Origin of the sequence: Robertmurraya sp. FSL W8-0741, from assembly GCF_038004005.1 — a bacterium.
GTDB classification, from domain to species: domain Bacteria; phylum Bacillota; class Bacilli; order Bacillales; family Cytobacillaceae; genus Robertmurraya; species Robertmurraya siralis.
Window position 1 is genome coordinate 1,678,300 of record NZ_JBBOQG010000001.1, and the last position, 19,953, is coordinate 1,698,252.

Sequence of the window (19,953 nt, forward strand, 5' to 3'; positions counted from 1 at the left end):
GCTTTTTGGTTTAATTTTGGAAGCACTGGCTCCTTCTCGCCTACCAAACTTCACCGATAAGCTGTATAATGGGCCCCTTTACTTCATTCGTGCTGAGACCATTCCGAATGGATGTAAAAAATGTCCAAAAAAGCGAGACTTTTTTCGGACATTCTCTTACGCGCATTATTTAGAAAAGCCTATTATTTTTCCAACTGCTCAGCTTCTTCAATCGCATGAGGTAAATAAAATTTATATGACTTCACTCCACCCCATACATTAACAGCGCCTAACAGGAGAAATACACTTCCAACGATATACGCGACCGCGGTTTGATTGATGAAGAATTGATTCAATCCAAAAAGGGCAACAAATAAGCCAAGTGCAACAGTAGCTTTTGCTGAAACCCACTTTTTTTCTGCAGGTCTTTGTGTGCGAAAATACTTCACCTTATAAAAAATATAGAAAGAGAAAGCGAACACAAATAAGATAACGAGTATTTTCATTTGATATTTCCTCCAAGCTTGAACAACTTCACTCTTTATCTTAACGACTTTTATGAGAAAATTCCACTGTCATCATTTTTATGTAGTGAAACCGCCACCATCTAAAGAAGGAATTTGTATAAATTATCTTTTCTTTTCATTTATTTATGGTAAAAATGGAGATAGATAAGTTTTTTGAGGACTACACTACAAAAACGGATAAGGAGTAAAAAATGAGAGAAAAGATATTTGAAACCATTCAAAAATATGACACCATTATTATCCATCGTCATGTTCGCCCTGATCCGGATGCTTATGGGTCACAAGGGGGATTAGCCGAGCTGCTCAAAGCCTCCTTTCCGAAAAAATCAATTTATATGGTAGGTAAGGAAGAACCGTCATTACATTATTTATCACGACTTGATCACATAGCTGATGAGACCTATAAGGGAGCATTGGTAATTGTGACAGACACAGCGAATGAAGCGAGAATTTGTGATCAACGTTATCAGCTTGGAGATTACCTTATTAAAATTGATCATCATCCGAATGAAGAGCCGTATGGAGATTTGAGCTGGGTTGATACTGAGGCAAGCTCTTGCAGTGAGATGATTTATGAATTTTACCTTGCAGGGCAGGCTTCAGGTTTGAAAATGTCTGATGCTGCTGCCCGTCTTTTGTATGCTGGAATCGTTGGAGATACTGGTCGTTTTCTTTACCCAAGTACAACAGAGAAAACCTTTGCTTATGCAAGCGAACTAATTAAATATAATTTTGACAGAACAGAGCTGTTTGATCGGATGTATGAACTAGAGCCTAATCTTGTTAAATTAAACGGTTATGTACTGCAAAATTTTAATATGAATGAACACGGTGTTGCTTCGATCATTTTAAATAAGGAGCTTTTAGAAGATTTTGCTGCGATTCCTTCAGAAGCTTCACTTCTTGTTAGTACATTGGGGAATGTGAAAGGACTCCTTGCTTGGGTATTCTTTATTGAAGAAGAGGATCAAATTCGTGTTCGATTACGTTCGAAAGGACCTGTTATTAACAGTATTGCGAGAAAATTTAATGGGGGTGGGCATCCGCTTGCGGCAGGGGCTTCCATTTATTCATGGGATGAGGTTGAGCATGTCATGAAAGAGTTAGAAGAAGCGTGTATCAATTATCAGCAGGAGTTTTAATGGGGAATGAGGGAATGGCGCATTTGCAAATTCCCTCTCTGTTATTTATCAAATTGTAGTTCAACTTGAACTGTTAAAGTTGTATAAAAGACTATTTCCTTGATCTTAAGGCGGTATCGCTTTTCATGGGCTTTAAAGGTCCGATTTTCAATCGTCCTTTTTATGAGATCCCTGCTTTTAAAAGCAGTTTCAATATTTTGTGTTAACAACGTGCGAATATCTTCCTTTGCTGACTCCTCGATTTCATGAACGCTATAAGAATCAAGCTTGTATCTTTCGTGGTTTAAAATTTTTACTTCAATTTTTTGAATCGTCAGTTTTTCTTCATTTTCTTTATTAATTTTTTCAACATCCTCTTGCCATATTTCTTTTTCTTTTTTCAGATCTTGAATTTCTTCTTCTTGAAGCTTGATTTCCATGCTGTAGTCCTCCATCCACTCACCAAAGATAAAAAGGAAGATAAGCCAACTGATGAGTGCGCCAATGGCCATTCCTGCCAATAATCTTCGCCATTCTTGAAATTGATGATAGGATGGGATTCTCATTCGGACACATGCTCCCCGGTTAATAGCGTAATTAAGAAGGAGCCTGTTTGTGCACCGCCAAGAGCACTTAATATAAGCAGGAAGGTTTTAAAGATATCCTTCGTATCACCGGCAAATAGTCCCCGCTCAAAGCTATAGACTGCATCAAATGTACCACCAATTGCAGCGACGATGGCCCAAATTCTGATTTGTGAGGAAATGCGGAAAATTTCTGTCATCAGTGGTTTTCCGGTTAAAAAGGCACCGATGCCACCAATTAACGCTCCTCCAAGCAACACACCTAATGCAATAAAATAGCTATCAATTAATAGAGAAAAAAAAGGCTGCTCTTTCATGTACGTTCATCCTCACTACAGTAATTTGGAGTATATTCAATGAGAATTGCTCCCTGCTATTTTTTTGGTCTGTCTCTATTTTGCATCGATTTTATCAACGACAGCTCTAGCCAATGTGAATCAACTCAATGGTCAATTAATGCATACATATTACATTCATATGGACAAACTTCTGAAAATATGATTTTTCATCCGGAGTTCTTGGAGGAGTTTTTCCTAAATAAAGAGAACATCTTTTCTTTTTTTTATTTGAGGTTCTATAATAAGAACTGAAGATACTTCTAAGAAATCGACATGGAACTATAGGCAGCTAGAAAAAACAAAAGACAAAAAATATGCTTTTAATCTAGTTTGCGAAATTGATCAAAGCAGCATATGGAAAGGTGGGATCGTATTGTCATTTGTTCACCTTCATGTATATAGCTCATATAGTCTTTTAAAAAGTACGACGAGGATCGCAGAGCTTGTTCAGACAGCAAAGCAAAAAGGGTTCTCAAGCATTGCACTTACTGATCAAAATGTTATGTATGGAACGATTGCCTTTTATAAGGAATGTTTGAAGGCGAAGATTAAACCGATTATCGGTCTGACAGTCATGGTTCAGAGTGAAAGAAACGAAAGCTCTTACCCCCTCGTGCTGTTAGCGAAAAATCAAAAAGGGTTTCATCATCTCCTCAAAATATCGAGCGTTGTCCAGACTAATTCACCGACAGGAATTCCGATGAAGTGGCTAAGGGGTTATGCGGACGGCATTATTGCAATTTCTCCAGGGACGAAAGGTGAAATAGAAGAGAGCCTTGCAGCAGGAAATTATGATGAAGCTGTAAAGAGTGCCACAGTCTACAAAAAAATCTTTGCAAACGGACATTTTTATTTAGGGATTCAAAATCATGGTATCGCCATTGAAGAAACTATTAATAGAGGCATCGTTGATTTATCTAAAGATTTACAGCTTCAATTGGTGGCTACGAATGAGGTATATTACATCAATAAAGAAGATTCTTTTGCTCATGAATGTCTTCTTGCCATCAAAAATGGGGAGAAATTACAAGATGAGGCAAGAGAAAAGTTAGAAAATAATCACTATTATTTAAAAACAGCGAATGAGATGGGGGAGCTTTTCTCACATCTTCCCGACGCTTTAGAAAATTCCCTTCGAATTGCAGAAGCATGTAATGTCATGATCGAATTAAACCAAATGAGTTTGCCAAAATTCCCAACGAATGGAGAAAAAAGCTCAGAGCAATTATTAGAGGAACTTTGCTATAAAGGCTTTCAAGAGAGGTATCGAGAAAGCACGGATGAACACAGAGAGAGATTAGAGTATGAATTAAGCATTATTAAGAACATGAAATTTGCTGATTATTTTTTAATTGTTTGGGATTTTATGAGGTTTTCAAGAGAAAATGGTATTTTAACTGGACCTGGAAGAGGATCTGCAGCAGGATCGATGGTTGCTTATGTTCTGTATATAACTGATGTTGACCCGATTAGCCACCAGTTATTATTTGAACGCTTTTTAAACCCTGAGAGGATTTCAATGCCAGATATCGATATCGATTTTCCGGATCATCGCAGAGATGAAGTGATTGAATATGTTGCGAATAAATATGGAAAGATTCATGTCGCACAAATCATTACATTCGGAACGCTTGCAGCAAAAGCTGTTATGAGGGATGTCGGGAGAGTTTTTGGCCTTCAAGGGAAAGAGCTTGATCAAGTATCAAAGTTGATTCCATCTCGCCCGGGGACGACTTTGACATCTGCGGTGAAAGAATCAGAAGGGTTACGGAAGTTTGTTCAAGAGTCTGTTCTTAATCAACGATTATTTGCCGTGGCAACAAAATTAGAAGGTCTGCCGCGACATACTTCCACCCATGCAGCTGGTGTCGTATTAACGGAAAAGCCGTTGGTAGAGTCGATTCCCATTCAGGAAGGCCATAATGATATTTACTTAACTCAGTATACGATGGATCATCTTGAAGAGCTTGGACTACTCAAAATGGATTTCTTAGGACTGAGAAATTTATCATTGCTGGAGACGATACTCGATTCCATCAATCGAAAAACTGGCAAACGCATGCAGATAAAAGAAATTCCACTGGAAGATGAGGCGACTTTCAAACTCCTCTCGCTAGGGGAAACAACAGGCGTATTTCAGTTGGAATCAGATGGAATGAGAAGTGTCCTGAAAAGATTGCAACCAAGCCGCTTTGAGGATATCGTAGCTGTCAATGCTTTATATCGACCAGGACCAATGGAGAATATACCGCTGTACATTAATCGAAAGCATGGAAAAGAAGCGGTTACCTATCCTCATCCTGATTTGATTCCTATTTTAGAGCGTACATACGGTGTCATTGTATATCAGGAGCAAATCATGCAAATCGCTGCGAAAATGGCTGGTTTTTCTTTAGGTGAAGCGGACCTGTTAAGAAGGGCAGTTTCAAAGAAGAAAAAAGAGGTCCTTAATAAAGAAAGGGAACACTTTGTTCAAGGTGCTCTTGCAAAAGGCTATGACCAAAATACAGCTGACGAAATTTATGATTTAATTGTTAAGTTCGCCAATTATGGTTTTAACAGGAGTCATGCTGTCGCCTACAGTGTGATTGCTTACCAATTAGCTTACTTAAAGGCACATTATCCGGTGCATTTTATGGCAGCTCTCCTATCATCGGTGAGCAACAGTGAAACAAAGATTGCACAATATATACGAGAAATCAAACAGATGGGGATTGGGCTTCTGCCGCCATCGATCAACCAAAGTGGTTATTCATTCCTTGTTGAGCAAAATGGAATTCGTTTTAGTTTAGCAGCCATTAAAGGGGTAGGGGTTGCAGCTCTTAAAGAAATTTTTCAAGCAAGAAAGAATAGAAAGTTTGTTGATTTATTCGATTTTTGTCTTAGAGTTTCTACACGAGCGGTGAATCGCAAGGTGCTTGAAGCTCTAGTTCATTCAGGGAGCTTTGATGAATTTGGGAAAGATAGGGCGGTTTTGCTGGCGAGCATTGATGTTGCGATTGAGCACGCCCAGTTAGTAAACCCGAATGAAGAAGGAGTAGGGGATTTATTTGCGGATGAAGAGACGTTTTTTTTAAAGCCCAAGTATGTTGAGGTCAGCCCGATTGAAGTGGAACTAAAGCTTCAATTTGAAAAAGCTGTTCTTGGTTTTTATTTATCAGATCATCCCGTCTCCATTTTTAATGAGTACCTGGAGCGACTAGCGATTACAGAAATTGAATTTGCTCAACCAAATCAAAAATGGGTAAAGTCGCTCATTAATATAACGGAACTTAAAAAAATTCGTACGAGAAAAGGAGAAGAGATGGCGTTTTTAGCTATTTCGGATCAAAGTGGCGATATGGATGCCGTTGTATTTCCAACTGTTTTTAAACGTTTCGCAGGTGTTTTGCAAAAAGGCAATATTGTCATTATTGAAGGGAAAATAGAGATTCGTGAGGAAAATAAACAATTTATTATCCAGTCCGTCTTTGATGCTAGAAAGGTAATCGAGGATATGAAAAAACCGGCGGCTACCTTATATTTAAAAATTGAAAAAGAAAAGGAGACAGCCCCTCTTTTAGCAAAATTAAAAGAGCTTATTAAGGAGCATAAAGGATCAACTGCTGTCGTATTATTTTATGAAAGCAAAGAGCGGACGATTCGATTAGGACAAGATAGTATGGTTGAACCGAGCGATTCATATCTGCATACATTGAAGCTGTTGCTAGGAGAAAAAAATGTAATTTTGAAAAGTGAATCATGAACGCTATTATTAAACAATGATTCAAAATATTAATCTTTACAATTTAAGTGAATATGGTATATTGTTCTAATATACAGCGTGGTCAGACCACTTGCGGATTTTAGAGGGGTATAATCGGAAAAGGGAGTGAATTTGGCTTGACTTTACGTGAAGAAGCATTGCATATGCATAAAATCAACAAAGGGAAATTGGAATCAAAATCAAAAATACCGGTAAGAAATGCAAAGGATTTAAGCTTAGCCTACTCACCAGGAGTGGCAGAACCATGTAAAGCGATTTATGATAAGCCTGAAAGTGTTTATGATTATACGATGAAGGGTAATATGGTAGCAGTTGTCTCAGATGGGACAGCTGTGCTTGGTTTGGGGAATATTGGCCCTGCCGCTGCCTTGCCGGTTATGGAGGGGAAGGCTGTCTTATTTAAAAGTTTTGCTGGCGTAGATGCTTTTCCTATTTGTTTAAATACCTCAGATGTGGACAAAATCGTAGAAACAGTCAAGCTTCTCGAGCCGACATTCGGTGGTGTAAATTTAGAAGATATTGCTGCACCTAAATGCTTTGAAATAGAAGAAAGACTAAAAAAGGAAACTTCTATTCCCGTATTTCATGATGATCAACACGGGACAGCGATTGTTACGGTCGCTGGGTTAGTAAATGCTCTTAAGCTAGTTGGAAAGAAAATGACTGAAATTAAAGTTGTTGCTAGTGGAGCAGGAGCAGCAGGAATTGCTATTATAAAATTATTATATCATTACGGAGTTCGCGATCTTATTATGTGCGACACGAAAGGCGCTATTTATGAAGGGCGCTCTTTCGGTATGAACGCGATCAAAGATGAAGTATCAAAATTCACGAATCGCAATAATGAGGAAGGTAGTCTCGCCGACATTATAAAAGGTGCGGATGTTTTTATTGGCGTTTCTGTGGAAGGTGCTTTAACTACAGAAATGATTCGCTCTATGAATCCGGATCCGATTATTTTTGCGATGGCAAACCCGAACCCTGAGATTATGCCAGATGATGCGAAAGAGGCAGGAGCCAAAGTGGTTGGTACTGGTCGCTCGGATTTCCCTAACCAGGTTAATAATGTACTAGCTTTTCCAGGGATTTTTCGAGGGGCATTAGATGTGCGTGCGACACATATAAATGAAAAGATGAAGGTCGCTGCTGTAGAAGCAATTGCTAACCTCATAGGAGCAGACGAGCTATCAGCAGATTATGTTATTCCCGCACCATTTGATCCGAGAGTCGCTCCGGAAGTTGCTGCGGCTGTTGCCAAGACAGCAATGGAAACAGGTGTTGCTCGTATTAAAGTCGATCCAGAAGAAGTGAAGCGGAAGACGAGCCGGCTTGCTATCATTGGTAAAAGTGAGTGATGAAGAAATTTGAATTCTGAAGCTGTAAGCAAAAAAATTTACATTGAAATTGTGAAAAAGATTAGAATGATGATTGATGAGGACGGGCTTAAGCCTGGTGATAAAATCCCTTCAGAACGGGAACTTTCGGAGCGCCTCCAAGTTGGGCGCTCCTCCGTTCGAGAAGCATTGCGAGCAATTGAATTATTGGGTTTAATAGAAACACGAAGAGGGGAAGGCACCTTCCTCCGAGATGCCCGCGGTAATCAAATGGTTCAGCTGCTGAGCACCTTCATCCTACAGGATCAAAAAGCAGTCAAAGATCTAAAAGATACCATTCAGTTTATTGAAATGGACTGTTTAAGAGTGATTCTGCAAAGAAATAATGATCATAAGATTGCTCATTATCGGCAGACGGTCGAAGTGCTGGATGACGTGTCAGATGACGAGTTTTTTTTGAAGATGATGGAATTGGCGAATAATCATTTGCTCTATCGCATCTGGGTCGTTTTAAACGACTTTTATCGCTCTGTAGATTTGAAAAAAGAGGCGAGTTCCAAACCTGCTTATTTAGCAGTATTAGATGCCTTAATGGCTGGAGAAGAAAAAGAAGTTATAGAAAAGTACAAGAGATTAAGAAAATTATTGTGAAAATAGGCTCTTTTCGCGAACATCATTGTCTCATTGTTGCAGATAAGAGCGAAAAGTGCTGTGTAATAATAACACATTACGCTTATAAAGATGCCCACGTCTGTTTTAGGACATGGACAAAAAGAGTGAAAAATCACATATCGACAACAAATGAGAAACATTCACACATGGAAAGTTAGAATTTTTTGCCCTGAAGTAGGCATTTCTTTATCCGTTAGTGGCCAGACCACTAAGGAAGAGAATCAAAATGTGTGACATGGGGAGGTTAGAGAGACCGTGATCAAGGATTTATTTACAAAACCAAAAAAGAAAAAGTATGCAACAATCCCTTCTGAAGCTGCAAAACATGATGTACCTGAAGGTATTATGACAAAATGTCCAAACTGTAAAAAAATCATGTATTCAAAGGAATTAACCAAAAATCTTAAAGTCTGTTTTCACTGTCAATATCATCATCCAATGAATGCAAATGAGAGAATTGCCAGTTTTTTAGATCAAGGGAGTTTTGCGGAAATGGATCAGCAGTTGACTTCTAGTAATCCACTGCAATTCCCGGAATACATTGAAAAACTGGAAAAGGATCAGAAGAAAACGAAGTTAAATGAAGCGGTTGTAACTGGTACGGGACGTGTTAATGGGCATGAGGTTGTCATTGCTATTATGGACTCTACTTTTCGAATGGGCAGCATGGGCTCGGTTGTCGGTGAAAAAATTACGAGGGCGATTGAAAAGGCAGACGAGCTTTCCGTACCCTTTATTATTTTCACTGCTTCTGGTGGGGCAAGAATGCAAGAAGGGGTCTTAAGTCTCATGCAAATGGCTAAAACAAGTGTAGCTTTGAAACGGTTTAGTGATCACGGCGGCTTAATTGTATCGATTATGACTCATCCAACAACAGGTGGAGTTTCAGCAAGCTTTGCCTCATTAGGAGATTATAATTTTGCAGAACCGGGGGCCCTAATTGGTTTTGCAGGAAGAAGAATCATCGAGCAGACAATCCGTGAGGAATTGCCAGAAGACTTTCAAACAGCAGAATTTCTTTTAGAAAAGGGCCAGTTAGATGCGGTTATCTCTAGGCTCGATTTAAAGGAAAAAATGACTACAATACTCGATATTCATCAGCCTGGAGGTGACTTCGAATGGTTGGAGAACTAGAATTTGAAAAACCGGTTGTCGAGCTAAGAAAAAAAATCTCGGAATTAAGAGAGATTACGAAAGAGGCGGATGTCGATCTAACAGATGAGATTGAAAAGCTGGAAGTCCGTCTTGAAAAATTAGAAAAAGAGATTTATGAAAATATGAAACCTTGGGATCGGGTTCAAATTGCTCGCCATCCTAATCGTCCGACTACTTTAGATTATATTTCTCTTCTTTTCACGGATTTCTTTGAATGTCATGGCGATCGTAACTTTGGCGATGATGAAGCAATTGTTGCCGGGATCGCAAAATTCCAGGGGCTTCCCGTCACAATCATTGGGCATCAACGGGGGAAAGATACAAAGGAAAATATTCGCAGAAATTTTGGAATGCCTCATCCAGAGGGATATCGCAAAGCGCTTCGAATCATGAAGCAGGCGGATAAATTTCGTAGACCAATCATTTGCTTTATTGACACAAAAGGTGCTTATCCCGGAAAAGCGGCTGAAGAAAGAGGGCAAAGTGAGGCGATCGCACGAAATCTTTTTGAAATGGCAGGACTTCGTGTCCCCATTATTTGTATTGTCATTGGTGAAGGCGGTAGTGGCGGGGCGCTGGCGTTAGGCGTAGGCAACCATCTTCATATGCTGGAGAATTCAACATACTCTGTTATTTCTCCTGAAGGTGCTGCTTCTATTTTATGGAAAGATGCGTCAAAGGCAAAGCTTGCTGCTGAGAAAATGAAAATAACTGCACCAGATTTAAAAGAGCTTCATGTAATTGATGAAATTATTCCGGAAGTTAAAGGCGGGGCACATAAGGATATGGCATTGCAAGCAGAAGCCATTCATCACGCCCTTGTTCAATCACTAAAAGAATTATTGCCACTAACTGAAGAGGAGCTCATCGCAAATAGATACGAAAAATATAAACAGATTGGCGAGTATGCCGTTCAAACCGATAATGAATATATAAGTACAACTTACAAATAGGGATATGCAAAAAGACGTACTTTAATGAAAAAAGTACGTTTTTTTGCTTAAAATACCATTATGAAGCGTTTGCATTTTACCGACTATTCTGCCATATTGATGTAAGCATTTCCATAAGTTGTGAACCTATATGCTTCATGGTATTTTAGAAGTAAATAATACAGGACATTCTGTTCATAATAAGAAGGTGAATTGAAAATACTAGCAAAGCTTTTGTAATAGCTAGCAGATTATTTAGGTAGATATTTGTATTTTTATAGGTGATAGAGTGATTCTTTATCATGTCAAAAGTCATTATGCTTGAGGTGATTAATGTGAAGAAGATAGGCGTATTAACAAGTGGGGGAGATGCTCCAGGAATGAACGCAGCTATTCGCGCTGTTGTTCGGAAAGGTATTTTTCATGATCTAGAGGTTTATGGAATTTATGGAGGTTATTCAGGGTTAATATCAGGAAATATAAAAAAATTGGAACTTGGTTCTGTAGGTGACATCATACATAGAGGCGGTACATGTCTATATTCTGCCCGCTGTGAAGAATTTAAAACAAAAGAAGGACAGCAAAAAGGAATTGAACAACTGAAGAAGTTCGGCATCGAAGGTTTAGTAGTGATCGGTGGAGATGGTTCTTATCGCGGAGCTAAAGCCCTTACAGAACAGGGGTTTCCTTGTGTCGGTGTACCAGGAACAATCGATAATGATATTCCTGGAACTGATTTTACGATTGGCTTTGATACGGCATTAAATACCGTTATTGACGCGATCGATAAAATTCGTGATACAGCTACATCACATGAAAGAACATTTATCATTGAGGTTATGGGTCGTGATGCTGGAGATATCGCATTATGGTCTGGTCTAGCTGGTGGTGCTGAAACAATTCTCATTCCAGAAGAAAATTATTCAATCGATGATATCGTCGCCCGGCTAAGAAAAGGAAGCGAGCGCGGCAAGAAACACAGTATTATTATTGTTGCTGAAGGAGTAGGCAGTGGTGTTGAAATCGGGAAGCAGATTAAAGAAGCAACCAATTTTGATACACGTGTGTCAGTGCTAGGACATATGCAGCGTGGAGGAACTCCAACAGCAAATGATCGTGTGTTAGCAAGTCGCCTAGGTGCACGGGCTGTAGAATTACTTCTGGATAAAAAAGGCGGACGCGCAGTAGGAATTGTGAAAAATGAGCTAGTTGATTATGATATTATTGAAACATTAGAAAATATGAAGCATCAAATTAATATGGGTATGCTAAAGCTTTCAAAAGAACTATCTATTTAATCTTCGATTTTATAAGTAATCTAAGATAGCTGCGATAGATAAAAAAATCAACGATTTTTCAGGAGGGTTACACGTTAGATGCGTAAAACAAAAATAGTTTGTACAATTGGTCCAGCTAGCGAAAGCGTGGAAAAGCTCACGCAACTTATGGAAGCTGGGATGAATGTTGCTCGTTTGAACTTCTCCCATGGAGATCATACAGAGCATGGTCAGCGAATAAAAAATATCCGCGAAGCTTCAAAAAAGGAAAATAAAAACATCGCTATTTTATTAGATACGAAAGGTCCAGAAATTCGTACCCACAATATGGTGAATGGGGCAATCGAATTAGAAGCTGGAAAAGCAGTTACCATCTCCATGAATGAGGTGGAGGGAACTGTAGACAAATTTTCAGTTACATATGAGGGTTTGATTGATGATGTTCAAATTGGAGCAAAAATCTTATTGGATGATGGGTTGATTGGTCTTGAAGTGTTGGAGATTGATCGCGGTGCGAAGGAAATTCATACGAAAATTTTAAACGGGGGAACATTAAAAAATAAAAAAGGTGTTAATGTTCCAGGTGTATCTGTAAACCTGCCGGGAATAACAGAAAAAGATGCAAAGGACATTCTTTTTGGAATTGAGCAGGGAGTGGATTTTATAGCTGCCTCGTTCGTTCGCCGTGCTTCTGACGTAATGGAAATTCGTAAACTTCTTGAAGAAAACAACGGGACTTATATTCAAATCATTCCAAAAATCGAAAACCAAGAAGGCGTTGATAATATTGACGAAATCTTGGAAGTGTCAGATGGTTTAATGGTTGCTCGAGGAGATCTAGGCGTTGAAATTCCAGCTGAAGAGGTTCCTCTAGTGCAAAAAGAATTAATTAAGAAATGTAATGATTTGGGGAAACCTGTTATTACCGCAACACAAATGCTTGATTCTATGCAAAGAAATCCACGCCCGACAAGAGCGGAAGCAAGCGATGTGGCGAATGCTATTTTTGACGGAACCGATGCAATTATGCTATCAGGTGAAACAGCAGCAGGTATGTATCCAGTTGAAGCAGTGCAAACAATGCATAATATTGCTTCCCGTGCAGAATCCGCACTTGACCATAAACGTCTTTTAACAAAAAGAACGAAAGCGATCGAAACCAATATTACTGATGCAATTGGTCAATCTGTTGCCCATACAGCGTTGAATCTTTCTGTTAATGCGATTATTACGCCAACTGAAAGTGGTCATACTGCAAGAATGATTTCAAAATATCGCCCACAGGCTCCGATTATAGCAGTGACGTATCATCCATCAGTATATCGTCGTTTATCTCTTGTTTGGGGAGTATACCCACAATTGGGAGAAAGTGCAAATACAACTGATGATATGCTTGACATCGCCGTTCAAGAAAGCCTTAATAGCAAGGTAGTGAAGCATGGTGACTTAGTTGTTATCACAGCCGGAGTTCCAGTTGGTGAATCCGGTACAACCAATCTCATGAAAATTCATGTAGTGGGAGATGTGCTTGTAAAAGCTCAGGGAATTGGCCGTAAATCAGCTTATGGAAAAGTAGTTGTTGCACGAAATGCAGGAGAGGCACTGGCAAAGGTAACGGAAGGTTCTATACTTGTTACGATTGGTTCTGATGCTGATATGGTTCCAGCGATCGAGAAGAGCGCCGCTTTAATCACTGAAGAAGGTGGTTTAACAAGCCATGCAGCAGTAGTCGGATTAAGCTTAGGCATTCCAGTAATCGTAGGTGCTGAAAAAGCAACAACAATCTTAAAAGATGGACAAGAAGTAACAGTAGATGCAACAAGAGGTGTCATTTATAACGGTCATGCAAGTGTCCTATAATAGGTCACGTTTTTAGAGTTTGTTCGAATAAAGCAAGTGGCGAAAAACGGATTGTTTTTCACCACTTGCTTTTATATTTTGGGCAAATGCCGCAATGAGCCTTATCGATCCTCTCCCAATGTGAATTGCTCGTATGATGGCAAGGAGTTTCCACAATCTTTTGATCGGAACGAGCGCGATCTTGTTGGACGGGGACAAACAAGCTCGGATCTGAGGGCTTTTTGTCAGCATGAACGCTGTAAGAGGACAAGATTAGGTTAAATTTGGTGAACTTTGTCCGCATGAGTCCCTTATGAGGACAAAACATACATGAAAAGTGCGAGAGTATGTCTTCATATTCTCTGTATGAGAATCCTTTGCAAGTTCTTCATGATTTTTATATGAAGAACTTTTGGTTTTTTTTGTGAGATTCAATGCTAGGGAGATTAGACTTTGTACTGGGCCACAAAAATTTGTGGAAAGAATTTTGAGAAGGGGCAAACCTTTTTAAACAGCCCTTTTCGATGTGAGCAGAGGTGTAGTGCGCGAAGGACAGAATGAATGTTTTATCGCAAGAACAAGCCCTAACGTTTGCACGTCGATGGGGAGGATGAACAGCCTTTTTGCGTGTGTCTTGCTTAAAGAGGTCGATAAAGGCGTTTTTCTTATCATTCGTTTTTTTAGGAGGACAGGAATATAATAAGGTATGGGGACAACAAGGTAATGGCTTGAAAAGGAGGTTAACTATGAGATATATATTGTTACTTTTGCTTATAATCCCGGTGGGGGAAATTTTCGTTTTACTCCTTTCCGGCAAGATAATTGGTGTTTGGACAACGATATCCATCATTATTTTAACAGGAGTTTTTGGCGCCTATTTGGCAAAGAAGCAGGGACTAGAAATGTTAAAAAGGGCTCGATTAGACATGCAGTATGGCAGGGTACCTGGTGAGGCGATTGTCGATGGAATGTGTATATTTGTTGGGGGAGTATTACTTTTAATTCCTGGATTTATTACGGATGCATTCGGTTTTTTATTGCTTATCCCACAAACACGGCATTATTTTAAAGCACTTTTGAAAAAAGGCTTAAAGAAATGGATCGATAATGGTAATGTGACCATTATTCGATAACGGCAGGACCGTTCCCTTCGTGGAACACTTGTGATAAAGAGTAAAATGTAGGCATTGTCTAAATGCGCAGATTGTCAATAAATATCGGTTTGGAAATGTCAAACTTTCTTTGTTGCAACAGTCTTTTGAACTGAGCAAGGTCCCGTATAGCTTCCAATCAGTAATTTCCTCATAAAAGGTGTCCAAAATGGACTGTCCCCCAAAAAGTTAGAGTGAAACTTACTTGAGGGGACACACTCATTTTGGGCACCCTTTCTGTTTTTATGCTTCCTTCCCTTTGATAAATGCCCAAATATCTTTAAAAACATTGGCTCTATTTAATGTTGTGATTAAAACTAATGTGACGGGGCCCACGATTAAACCAAGGAACCCGATCAGTTTAAAGCCTACAAATAGGGCAATTAATGTTGCGAGTGGGTCTAACCCAATGTTTGAAGATAAAACCTTTGGTTCCATGATTTGTCTTTGCACAAGGACGATTATGTAGAGCACCCCTAATCCGATAGCCATGGAAACTTCTCCAATTACTGCTTCATAAATGATCCATGGGACAAATATTAATCCTGTTCCTAAGTACGGGATAATGTCAACTAGGCCAGTGACAAGGGCTATTGTAATAGCATAATCTACTCGAAGGATGATAAGCCCAATTAAAATAATCAACGTTGTAAGTGAAACAAGTGTTAGCTGTGCTTTAACAAAGCCAAACATAGCTTTTTTTAAATCTAAAAGCACGGTTTGGGTGCTTGACTTTGCTTTCGAAGGAAGGAGTTTCCCTGTTAAAGCAGATAAACGTTTCCAATCCTTGCTAATGAAAAATGTTGCTAATAAGGAAAATATAACGACTGTAGCCGCATTTGGAAACCATGTGACGATATTCGGGATTTTTCCGAAAAAGGCTTGGATAAAGTTTCCCAAGGTTGTCCCAATCGTTTTTCCTACGTTTTCAATATTTTCTAAGATCGTATTTTGTTGTCCTGTATCAAGACTGTTGAACATGCTTGTTATTTGATTGTAAAAAGGAATGATTTGTGCAGCAAACAAATGTTCAATGTAATCAATCAATGTTTCTAAGTGTTTGGGAACAACTTGTGCTAAGTAATCTGCACCTGAAACAATTTCAGCAATAAGCAATGTGATCAGCCCTGCAAAAATAGCAAATATGAGCACGAGACTTACTAAAACGGCGAGAGTCCTTGGCATTCTTGCTTTCTTTTCGAAAAAGTTGACCAAAGGATTGATCAAAAAGGCGATAATCAATCCGATTATGAAAGGATAGGTAATCTTTGAAAGAAAGTATAAAGAAAGAAAACCAAGGATGACAATTCCAACAACAATGACAAATCTAACAGTTCGATGCAAGTATGTACTATTCAATGTGAACCTCCTTATTTAGTTGATATGCTAATAACTATTTCTAATCACTACGTATGAAAAATAAAAAAGATTCTCATTCTCTCAAAATTTGTAAAAAACCTTAAAGGAATGAAATATTGATGTTATGTTACAATAACATAGAAGGGTGAAAGGGTGTTTTTGAACGATGTTTTCTCAACCATTGTTGTTTTTACTTCTATTATTGGTTATAGGGTTGGTTGCTAAAAATAGCTCCCTAATTATAGCAGTTGCTTTTCTTCTTATTATGAAGGTATTTGGTGCAGATTCAAAGTTTTTTGCAATTTTACAGTCGAAAGGAATTAATTGGGGAGTAACAGTGATCACAATAGCTGTATTAGCTCCCATTGCAAGTGGGGATATTGGATTTAAAGATCTTTCCGGGGCATTTAAATCACCATATGCATGGATTGCGTTAATTTCTGGGATCGTTGTTGCTTTATTAGCGAAAGGCGGAGTATCGTTATTAACGGAAGATCCTCATATTACAACGGCTCTTGTTCTAGGAACAATTATTGCAGTTTCGCTGTTCAAAGGAATTGCTGTTGGTCCTTTAATAGGGGCAGGAATCGCTTACATAGCTATGAAGGCCTTCGATTTTTTTAAATAGTTGCTTCTTCCGTGTGAGGTTAGATGGGTAGTGATAGGATTTTTCCAATCCACTCTAGTCAGACACTGTACAACTCTTTTGCTGTGTAGAATGAAAGAGTTATATTTTTCTAATAAAATATTAGTTTTTTCACATTTTAGTTACTTTTCATTCACAAATGTCAGATAATTGTTTATAATAGGACTTGTAAGCGCATCCGTATTGTGATGCGAAACAAACAAATAAAAGATTGCGTATTTGTGCATCATTTTAGCGGTGAGTTCAATTTGGTGAAAGCTTTTCTTTTTTGAATATAATTGAGCAACCGCTCAGGGGATGTCTTCACAGTTAATTGTCCGGACTTTTAAGTCGGGCTTTATGGTCTTTGCGATCATTTTTTGTAACGTGAATCAATTTCATAATTTCGTTTGCTGTAAAGGACGAAAGGTGATAGCTGCTTTTCTTTATAGATTCAAAATCATTTGTTTTTTTAGAGACCTTTGCAAATTGTGGAATCGATTCAAGGAACAGAGAAAATGGTATGGGGAAATTTTAAATGGTAAAGGAGAGGTTGAGCATGACAGTGACACGTGGTCTTGAAGGGGTAGTAGCAACATCGTCGTCTATAAGTTCAATTATCGATGACACACTAACATATGTAGGGTATAACATTGATGATCTCGCGGAGAATGCTAGTTTTGAAGAAGTCATTTATTTACTTTGGCACAGAAAGCTTCCTACACAAGCCGAATTAGAAAAATTAAATAAAGAACTGGCTGATAATGCAGAGTTGCCAAAAGAAATAATTGAGCATTTTAAGTTGTATCCAATTGATAAAGTTCATCCGATGGGTGCGCTCCGTTCAGCTGTTTCTTTATTGGGGCTTTATGATGAAGAAGCGGATTTAATGGAATCGGAGGCGAACTATCGAAAAGCAGTGCGTTTACAGGCAAAAATGCCGGCAATTGTGACTGCGTTTGCCCGTATTCGCAAAGGACTTGAACCTATTGCACCAAGAAAGGATTTAAGCTTTGCAGCAAATTTCCTTTATATGCTTTCAGGAAAGGAACCAGAGCCAATAGCCGTTGAGGCATTTAATAAGGCACTTGTTCTTCATGCCGATCATGAACTAAACGCTTCAACTTTTACAGCTCGTGTTTGTGTGGCAACCCTGTCAGATGTTTATTCTGGTATTACTGCAGCAATCGGGGCTCTTAAAGGACCGCTCCATGGTGGTGCAAATGAAGCGGTAATGAAAATGCTAACGGAGATTGGTTCTGTTGACAATGTTGATTCCTATATTCGTGAGAAGCTTGCCAAAAAAGAAAAAATTATGGGCTTTGGCCATCGAGTATATCGCCAGGGGGATCCGCGCGCTAAACATTTAAAGCTTATGTCTGAAAAACTGACAAATCTTACTGGTAAACCAGAATATTATGAAATGTCCACCCAAATTGAGAGCATTGTGACGGGTGAAAAGAATTTACCACCTAATGTAGATTTTTATTCTGCATCTGTTTATGATAGTCTTGGAATCGATCATGATCTATTTACACCAATTTTTGCAGTGAGCCGTGTATCAGGTTGGTTAGCACATATTTTAGAGCAGTATGATAACAATCGCTTAATTCGTCCTCGTGCAGAATACACCGGCCCAGGAATGCAGCAGTATATACCGGTTCAACAAAGAGGCCAATAAGTCTTTCATCGATTTTATTATTTTTAACCTTTGAATATACTTATGGTAAAATAGAGTAGTAAAAGTGTTTATTAAAGGTATTTTTTGTAAAAAATGTGAAGTCTATTTGTCCAATCTTGCTTTTATATAAGTCGTTGTTGTGCGAGGGCTAACTCGAGTCGCTTTTCGCAACATACAACATCTTTATATAAATTCAGCCAAGTAAGAATGACTGCGATAGGAATGAGGAAAGGTTAGTAGACAAAGGCCATTGGTCTAGGTCTCTAACCTTTGATTACGCATTTAAAGGCAGCATGAATACTGGGACATACGAATTTGGAGGGAGAATGAAAATGACAGGAGAAAAAATCACAGTAACAAACGGGGTATTAAATGTTCCAAATAATCCAATCGTACCTTTTATTGAGGGAGATGGAATTGGTCCTGATATTTGGGCAGCAGCATCAAGAGTATTGGACGCAGCTGTTGAAAAAGCATATAAAGGCGAGCGAAAAATTGAATGGAAAGAAGTTTTAGCGGGGGAAAAAGCCTTTAACCAAACAGGTGAATGGCTTCCGGCAGAAACTCTTGACGTCATTAGAGAATATCTTATCGCGATTAAAGGGCCATTAACTACACCTATCGGCGGTGGAATTCGTTCATTGAACGTTGCTCTTCGCCAAGAGCTTGATTTATTTGTTTGTTTGCGTCCAGTGCGGTGGTTTGAAGGAGTTCCATCTCCAGTGAAGCGTCCGCAGGATACTGATATGGTTATTTTCCGTGAAAATACTGAGGATATCTATGCAGGTATTGAATATGCAAAAGGTTCTGAAGAAGTAGAAAAACTAATCTCATTCCTAAAAAATGAGTTAGGCGTTAATAAAATTCGCTTTCCTGAAACATCAGGTATTGGTATTAAGCCTGTATCAGAGGAAGGTACTAGCCGTCTAGTCCGTTCCGCAATTGAGTATGCTCTTAAAGAAGGACGCAAGTCTGTAACCCTTGTACATAAAGGTAATATTATGAAATTTACTGAGGGTGCTTTTAAAAACTGGGGTTATGAATTGGCAGAGAGAGAATACGGTGATAAAGTATTCACTTGGGCACAATACGATAGAATTAAGGATGCAGAAGGTGTGGAAGCAGCTAATAAAGCTCAGGCAGAGGCGGAAGCAGCAGGGAAAATTATCGTGAAAGATGCCATTGCTGACATTTTCTTACAACAAATTTTAACACGTCCTCGTGAATTTGATGTTGTGGCCACGATGAATTTAAATGGTGACTATATTTCTGATGCCTTAGCTGCTCAGGTTGGAGGAATCGGAATTGCTCCAGGTGCAAATATCAATTACGAAACAGGACATGCGATTTTTGAAGCTACGCATGGAACTGCTCCAAAATATGCTGGTTTAGATAAAGTTAATCCATCATCTGTTCTCCTATCTGGTGTGTTATTATTAGAACATTTAGGATGGAATGAGGCAGCTGATCTTATTACAAAATCTGTGGAGAAAACCATTGCCTCGAAAGTGGTAACATATGACTTTGCTCGCTTAATGGAAGGTGCCACAGAAGTGAAGTGCTCTGAATTTGGTGATGAATTAATTAAAAATATGTAAGTGTTGCCTTGAGAC

General features: G+C 38.9%; 16 protein-coding genes. 12 read left to right on the forward strand and 4 right to left on the reverse strand.

What is annotated here, in order from left to right; all coding sequences use genetic code 11:
* Positions 1–182: 182 nt before the first annotated feature.
* Positions 183–485 carry a YtpI family protein gene (locus NST02_RS08140; RefSeq protein ID WP_095307931.1) on the reverse strand — a complete coding sequence of 101 codons (303 nt, stop codon included), beginning with the start codon at positions 483–485 and terminating at the stop codon, positions 183–185.
* A gap of 212 nt (positions 486–697) precedes the next feature.
* Between NST02_RS08140 and NST02_RS08145 the strand changes: the two genes are divergently transcribed.
* Positions 698–1,648, forward strand: a complete 951-nt coding sequence (locus NST02_RS08145; protein WP_095307929.1) for a DHH family phosphoesterase — start codon at positions 698–700, stop codon at positions 1,646–1,648.
* Between the two features lie 41 nt (positions 1,649–1,689).
* On the opposite strand, the gene ytrI is transcribed toward NST02_RS08145, so the two are convergent.
* Together ytrI and NST02_RS08155 are read right to left on the reverse strand one after the other, a co-directional pair.
* Positions 1,690–2,193, reverse strand: coding sequence for a sporulation membrane protein YtrI (gene ytrI / locus NST02_RS08150; RefSeq protein ID WP_095307927.1), 504 nt, complete (start codon positions 2,191–2,193; stop codon positions 1,690–1,692).
* Positions 2,190–2,528 carry a YtrH family sporulation protein gene (locus NST02_RS08155; RefSeq protein WP_095307925.1) on the reverse strand — a complete coding sequence of 113 codons (339 nt, stop codon included), beginning with the start codon at positions 2,526–2,528 and terminating at the stop codon, positions 2,190–2,192. Before NST02_RS08155 ends, ytrI begins: the two co-directional genes overlap by 4 nt.
* Before the next feature lie 394 nt (positions 2,529–2,922).
* Here NST02_RS08155 and dnaE point away from each other — a divergent pair, with 394 nt between their 5' ends.
* The 8 genes from dnaE to NST02_RS08195 all read left to right on the forward strand — a co-directional run bounded on the left by dnaE (position 2,923) and on the right by NST02_RS08195 (position 14,657).
* Complete coding sequence (gene dnaE / locus NST02_RS08160; RefSeq protein ID WP_095307922.1) at positions 2,923–6,294, forward strand: DNA polymerase III subunit alpha; 3,372 nt, start codon at positions 2,923–2,925, stop codon at positions 6,292–6,294.
* A gap of 137 nt (positions 6,295–6,431) precedes the next feature.
* Complete coding sequence (locus NST02_RS08165) at positions 6,432–7,670, forward strand: NAD(P)-dependent malic enzyme (protein WP_095307920.1); 1,239 nt, start codon at positions 6,432–6,434, stop codon at positions 7,668–7,670.
* Between the two features lie 9 nt (positions 7,671–7,679).
* Positions 7,680–8,300: a FadR/GntR family transcriptional regulator gene (locus tag NST02_RS08170; RefSeq protein ID WP_137743975.1), complete on the forward strand. Its 621-nt coding sequence runs from the start codon at positions 7,680–7,682 to the stop codon at positions 8,298–8,300.
* A 276-nt stretch (positions 8,301–8,576) separates the two neighbouring features.
* On the forward strand, positions 8,577–9,455 hold the full coding sequence (accD, locus tag NST02_RS08175; protein ID WP_095307917.1) for an acetyl-CoA carboxylase, carboxyltransferase subunit beta: 879 nt from the start codon (positions 8,577–8,579) through the stop codon (positions 9,453–9,455).
* Entirely contained in the window at positions 9,440–10,429 is a 990-nt protein-coding gene (gene accA, locus NST02_RS08180) for an acetyl-CoA carboxylase carboxyl transferase subunit alpha (RefSeq protein WP_137743974.1), read from the forward strand. Before accD ends, accA begins: the two co-directional genes overlap by 16 nt.
* A gap of 314 nt (positions 10,430–10,743) precedes the next feature.
* Complete coding sequence (gene pfkA, locus NST02_RS08185; protein WP_095307951.1) at positions 10,744–11,706, forward strand: 6-phosphofructokinase; 963 nt, start codon at positions 10,744–10,746, stop codon at positions 11,704–11,706.
* A 78-nt stretch (positions 11,707–11,784) separates the two neighbouring features.
* Positions 11,785–13,545, forward strand: coding sequence for a pyruvate kinase (pyk, locus tag NST02_RS08190; protein WP_137743973.1), 1,761 nt, complete (start codon positions 11,785–11,787; stop codon positions 13,543–13,545).
* A 725-nt stretch (positions 13,546–14,270) separates the two neighbouring features.
* Positions 14,271–14,657: an FxsA family protein gene (locus tag NST02_RS08195; RefSeq protein WP_095307911.1), complete on the forward strand. Its 387-nt coding sequence runs from the start codon at positions 14,271–14,273 to the stop codon at positions 14,655–14,657.
* Between the two features lie 261 nt (positions 14,658–14,918).
* Here NST02_RS08195 and ytvI read toward each other — a convergent pair whose 3' ends face one another.
* Positions 14,919–16,034 (reverse strand): sporulation integral membrane protein YtvI, encoded by a 1,116-nt coding sequence (ytvI, locus tag NST02_RS08200; protein ID WP_137743972.1) that lies wholly within the window; start codon positions 16,032–16,034, stop codon positions 14,919–14,921.
* A 166-nt stretch (positions 16,035–16,200) separates the two neighbouring features.
* Between ytvI and NST02_RS08205 the strand changes: the two genes are divergently transcribed.
* The 3 genes from NST02_RS08205 to icd all read left to right on the forward strand — a co-directional run bounded on the left by NST02_RS08205 (position 16,201) and on the right by icd (position 19,938).
* Positions 16,201–16,662, forward strand: coding sequence for a DUF441 domain-containing protein (locus tag NST02_RS08205; protein ID WP_137743971.1), 462 nt, complete (start codon positions 16,201–16,203; stop codon positions 16,660–16,662).
* A gap of 556 nt (positions 16,663–17,218) precedes the next feature.
* A complete protein-coding gene (gene citZ / locus NST02_RS08210) occupies positions 17,219–18,340 on the forward strand; it encodes a citrate synthase (RefSeq protein WP_095307905.1) in 1,122 nt (373 codons plus the stop codon).
* Positions 18,341–18,672: 332 nt separating this feature from the next.
* Positions 18,673–19,938 (forward strand): NADP-dependent isocitrate dehydrogenase, encoded by a 1,266-nt coding sequence (icd, locus tag NST02_RS08215; protein ID WP_095307903.1) that lies wholly within the window; start codon positions 18,673–18,675, stop codon positions 19,936–19,938.
* Positions 19,939–19,953 lie beyond the last annotated feature (15 nt).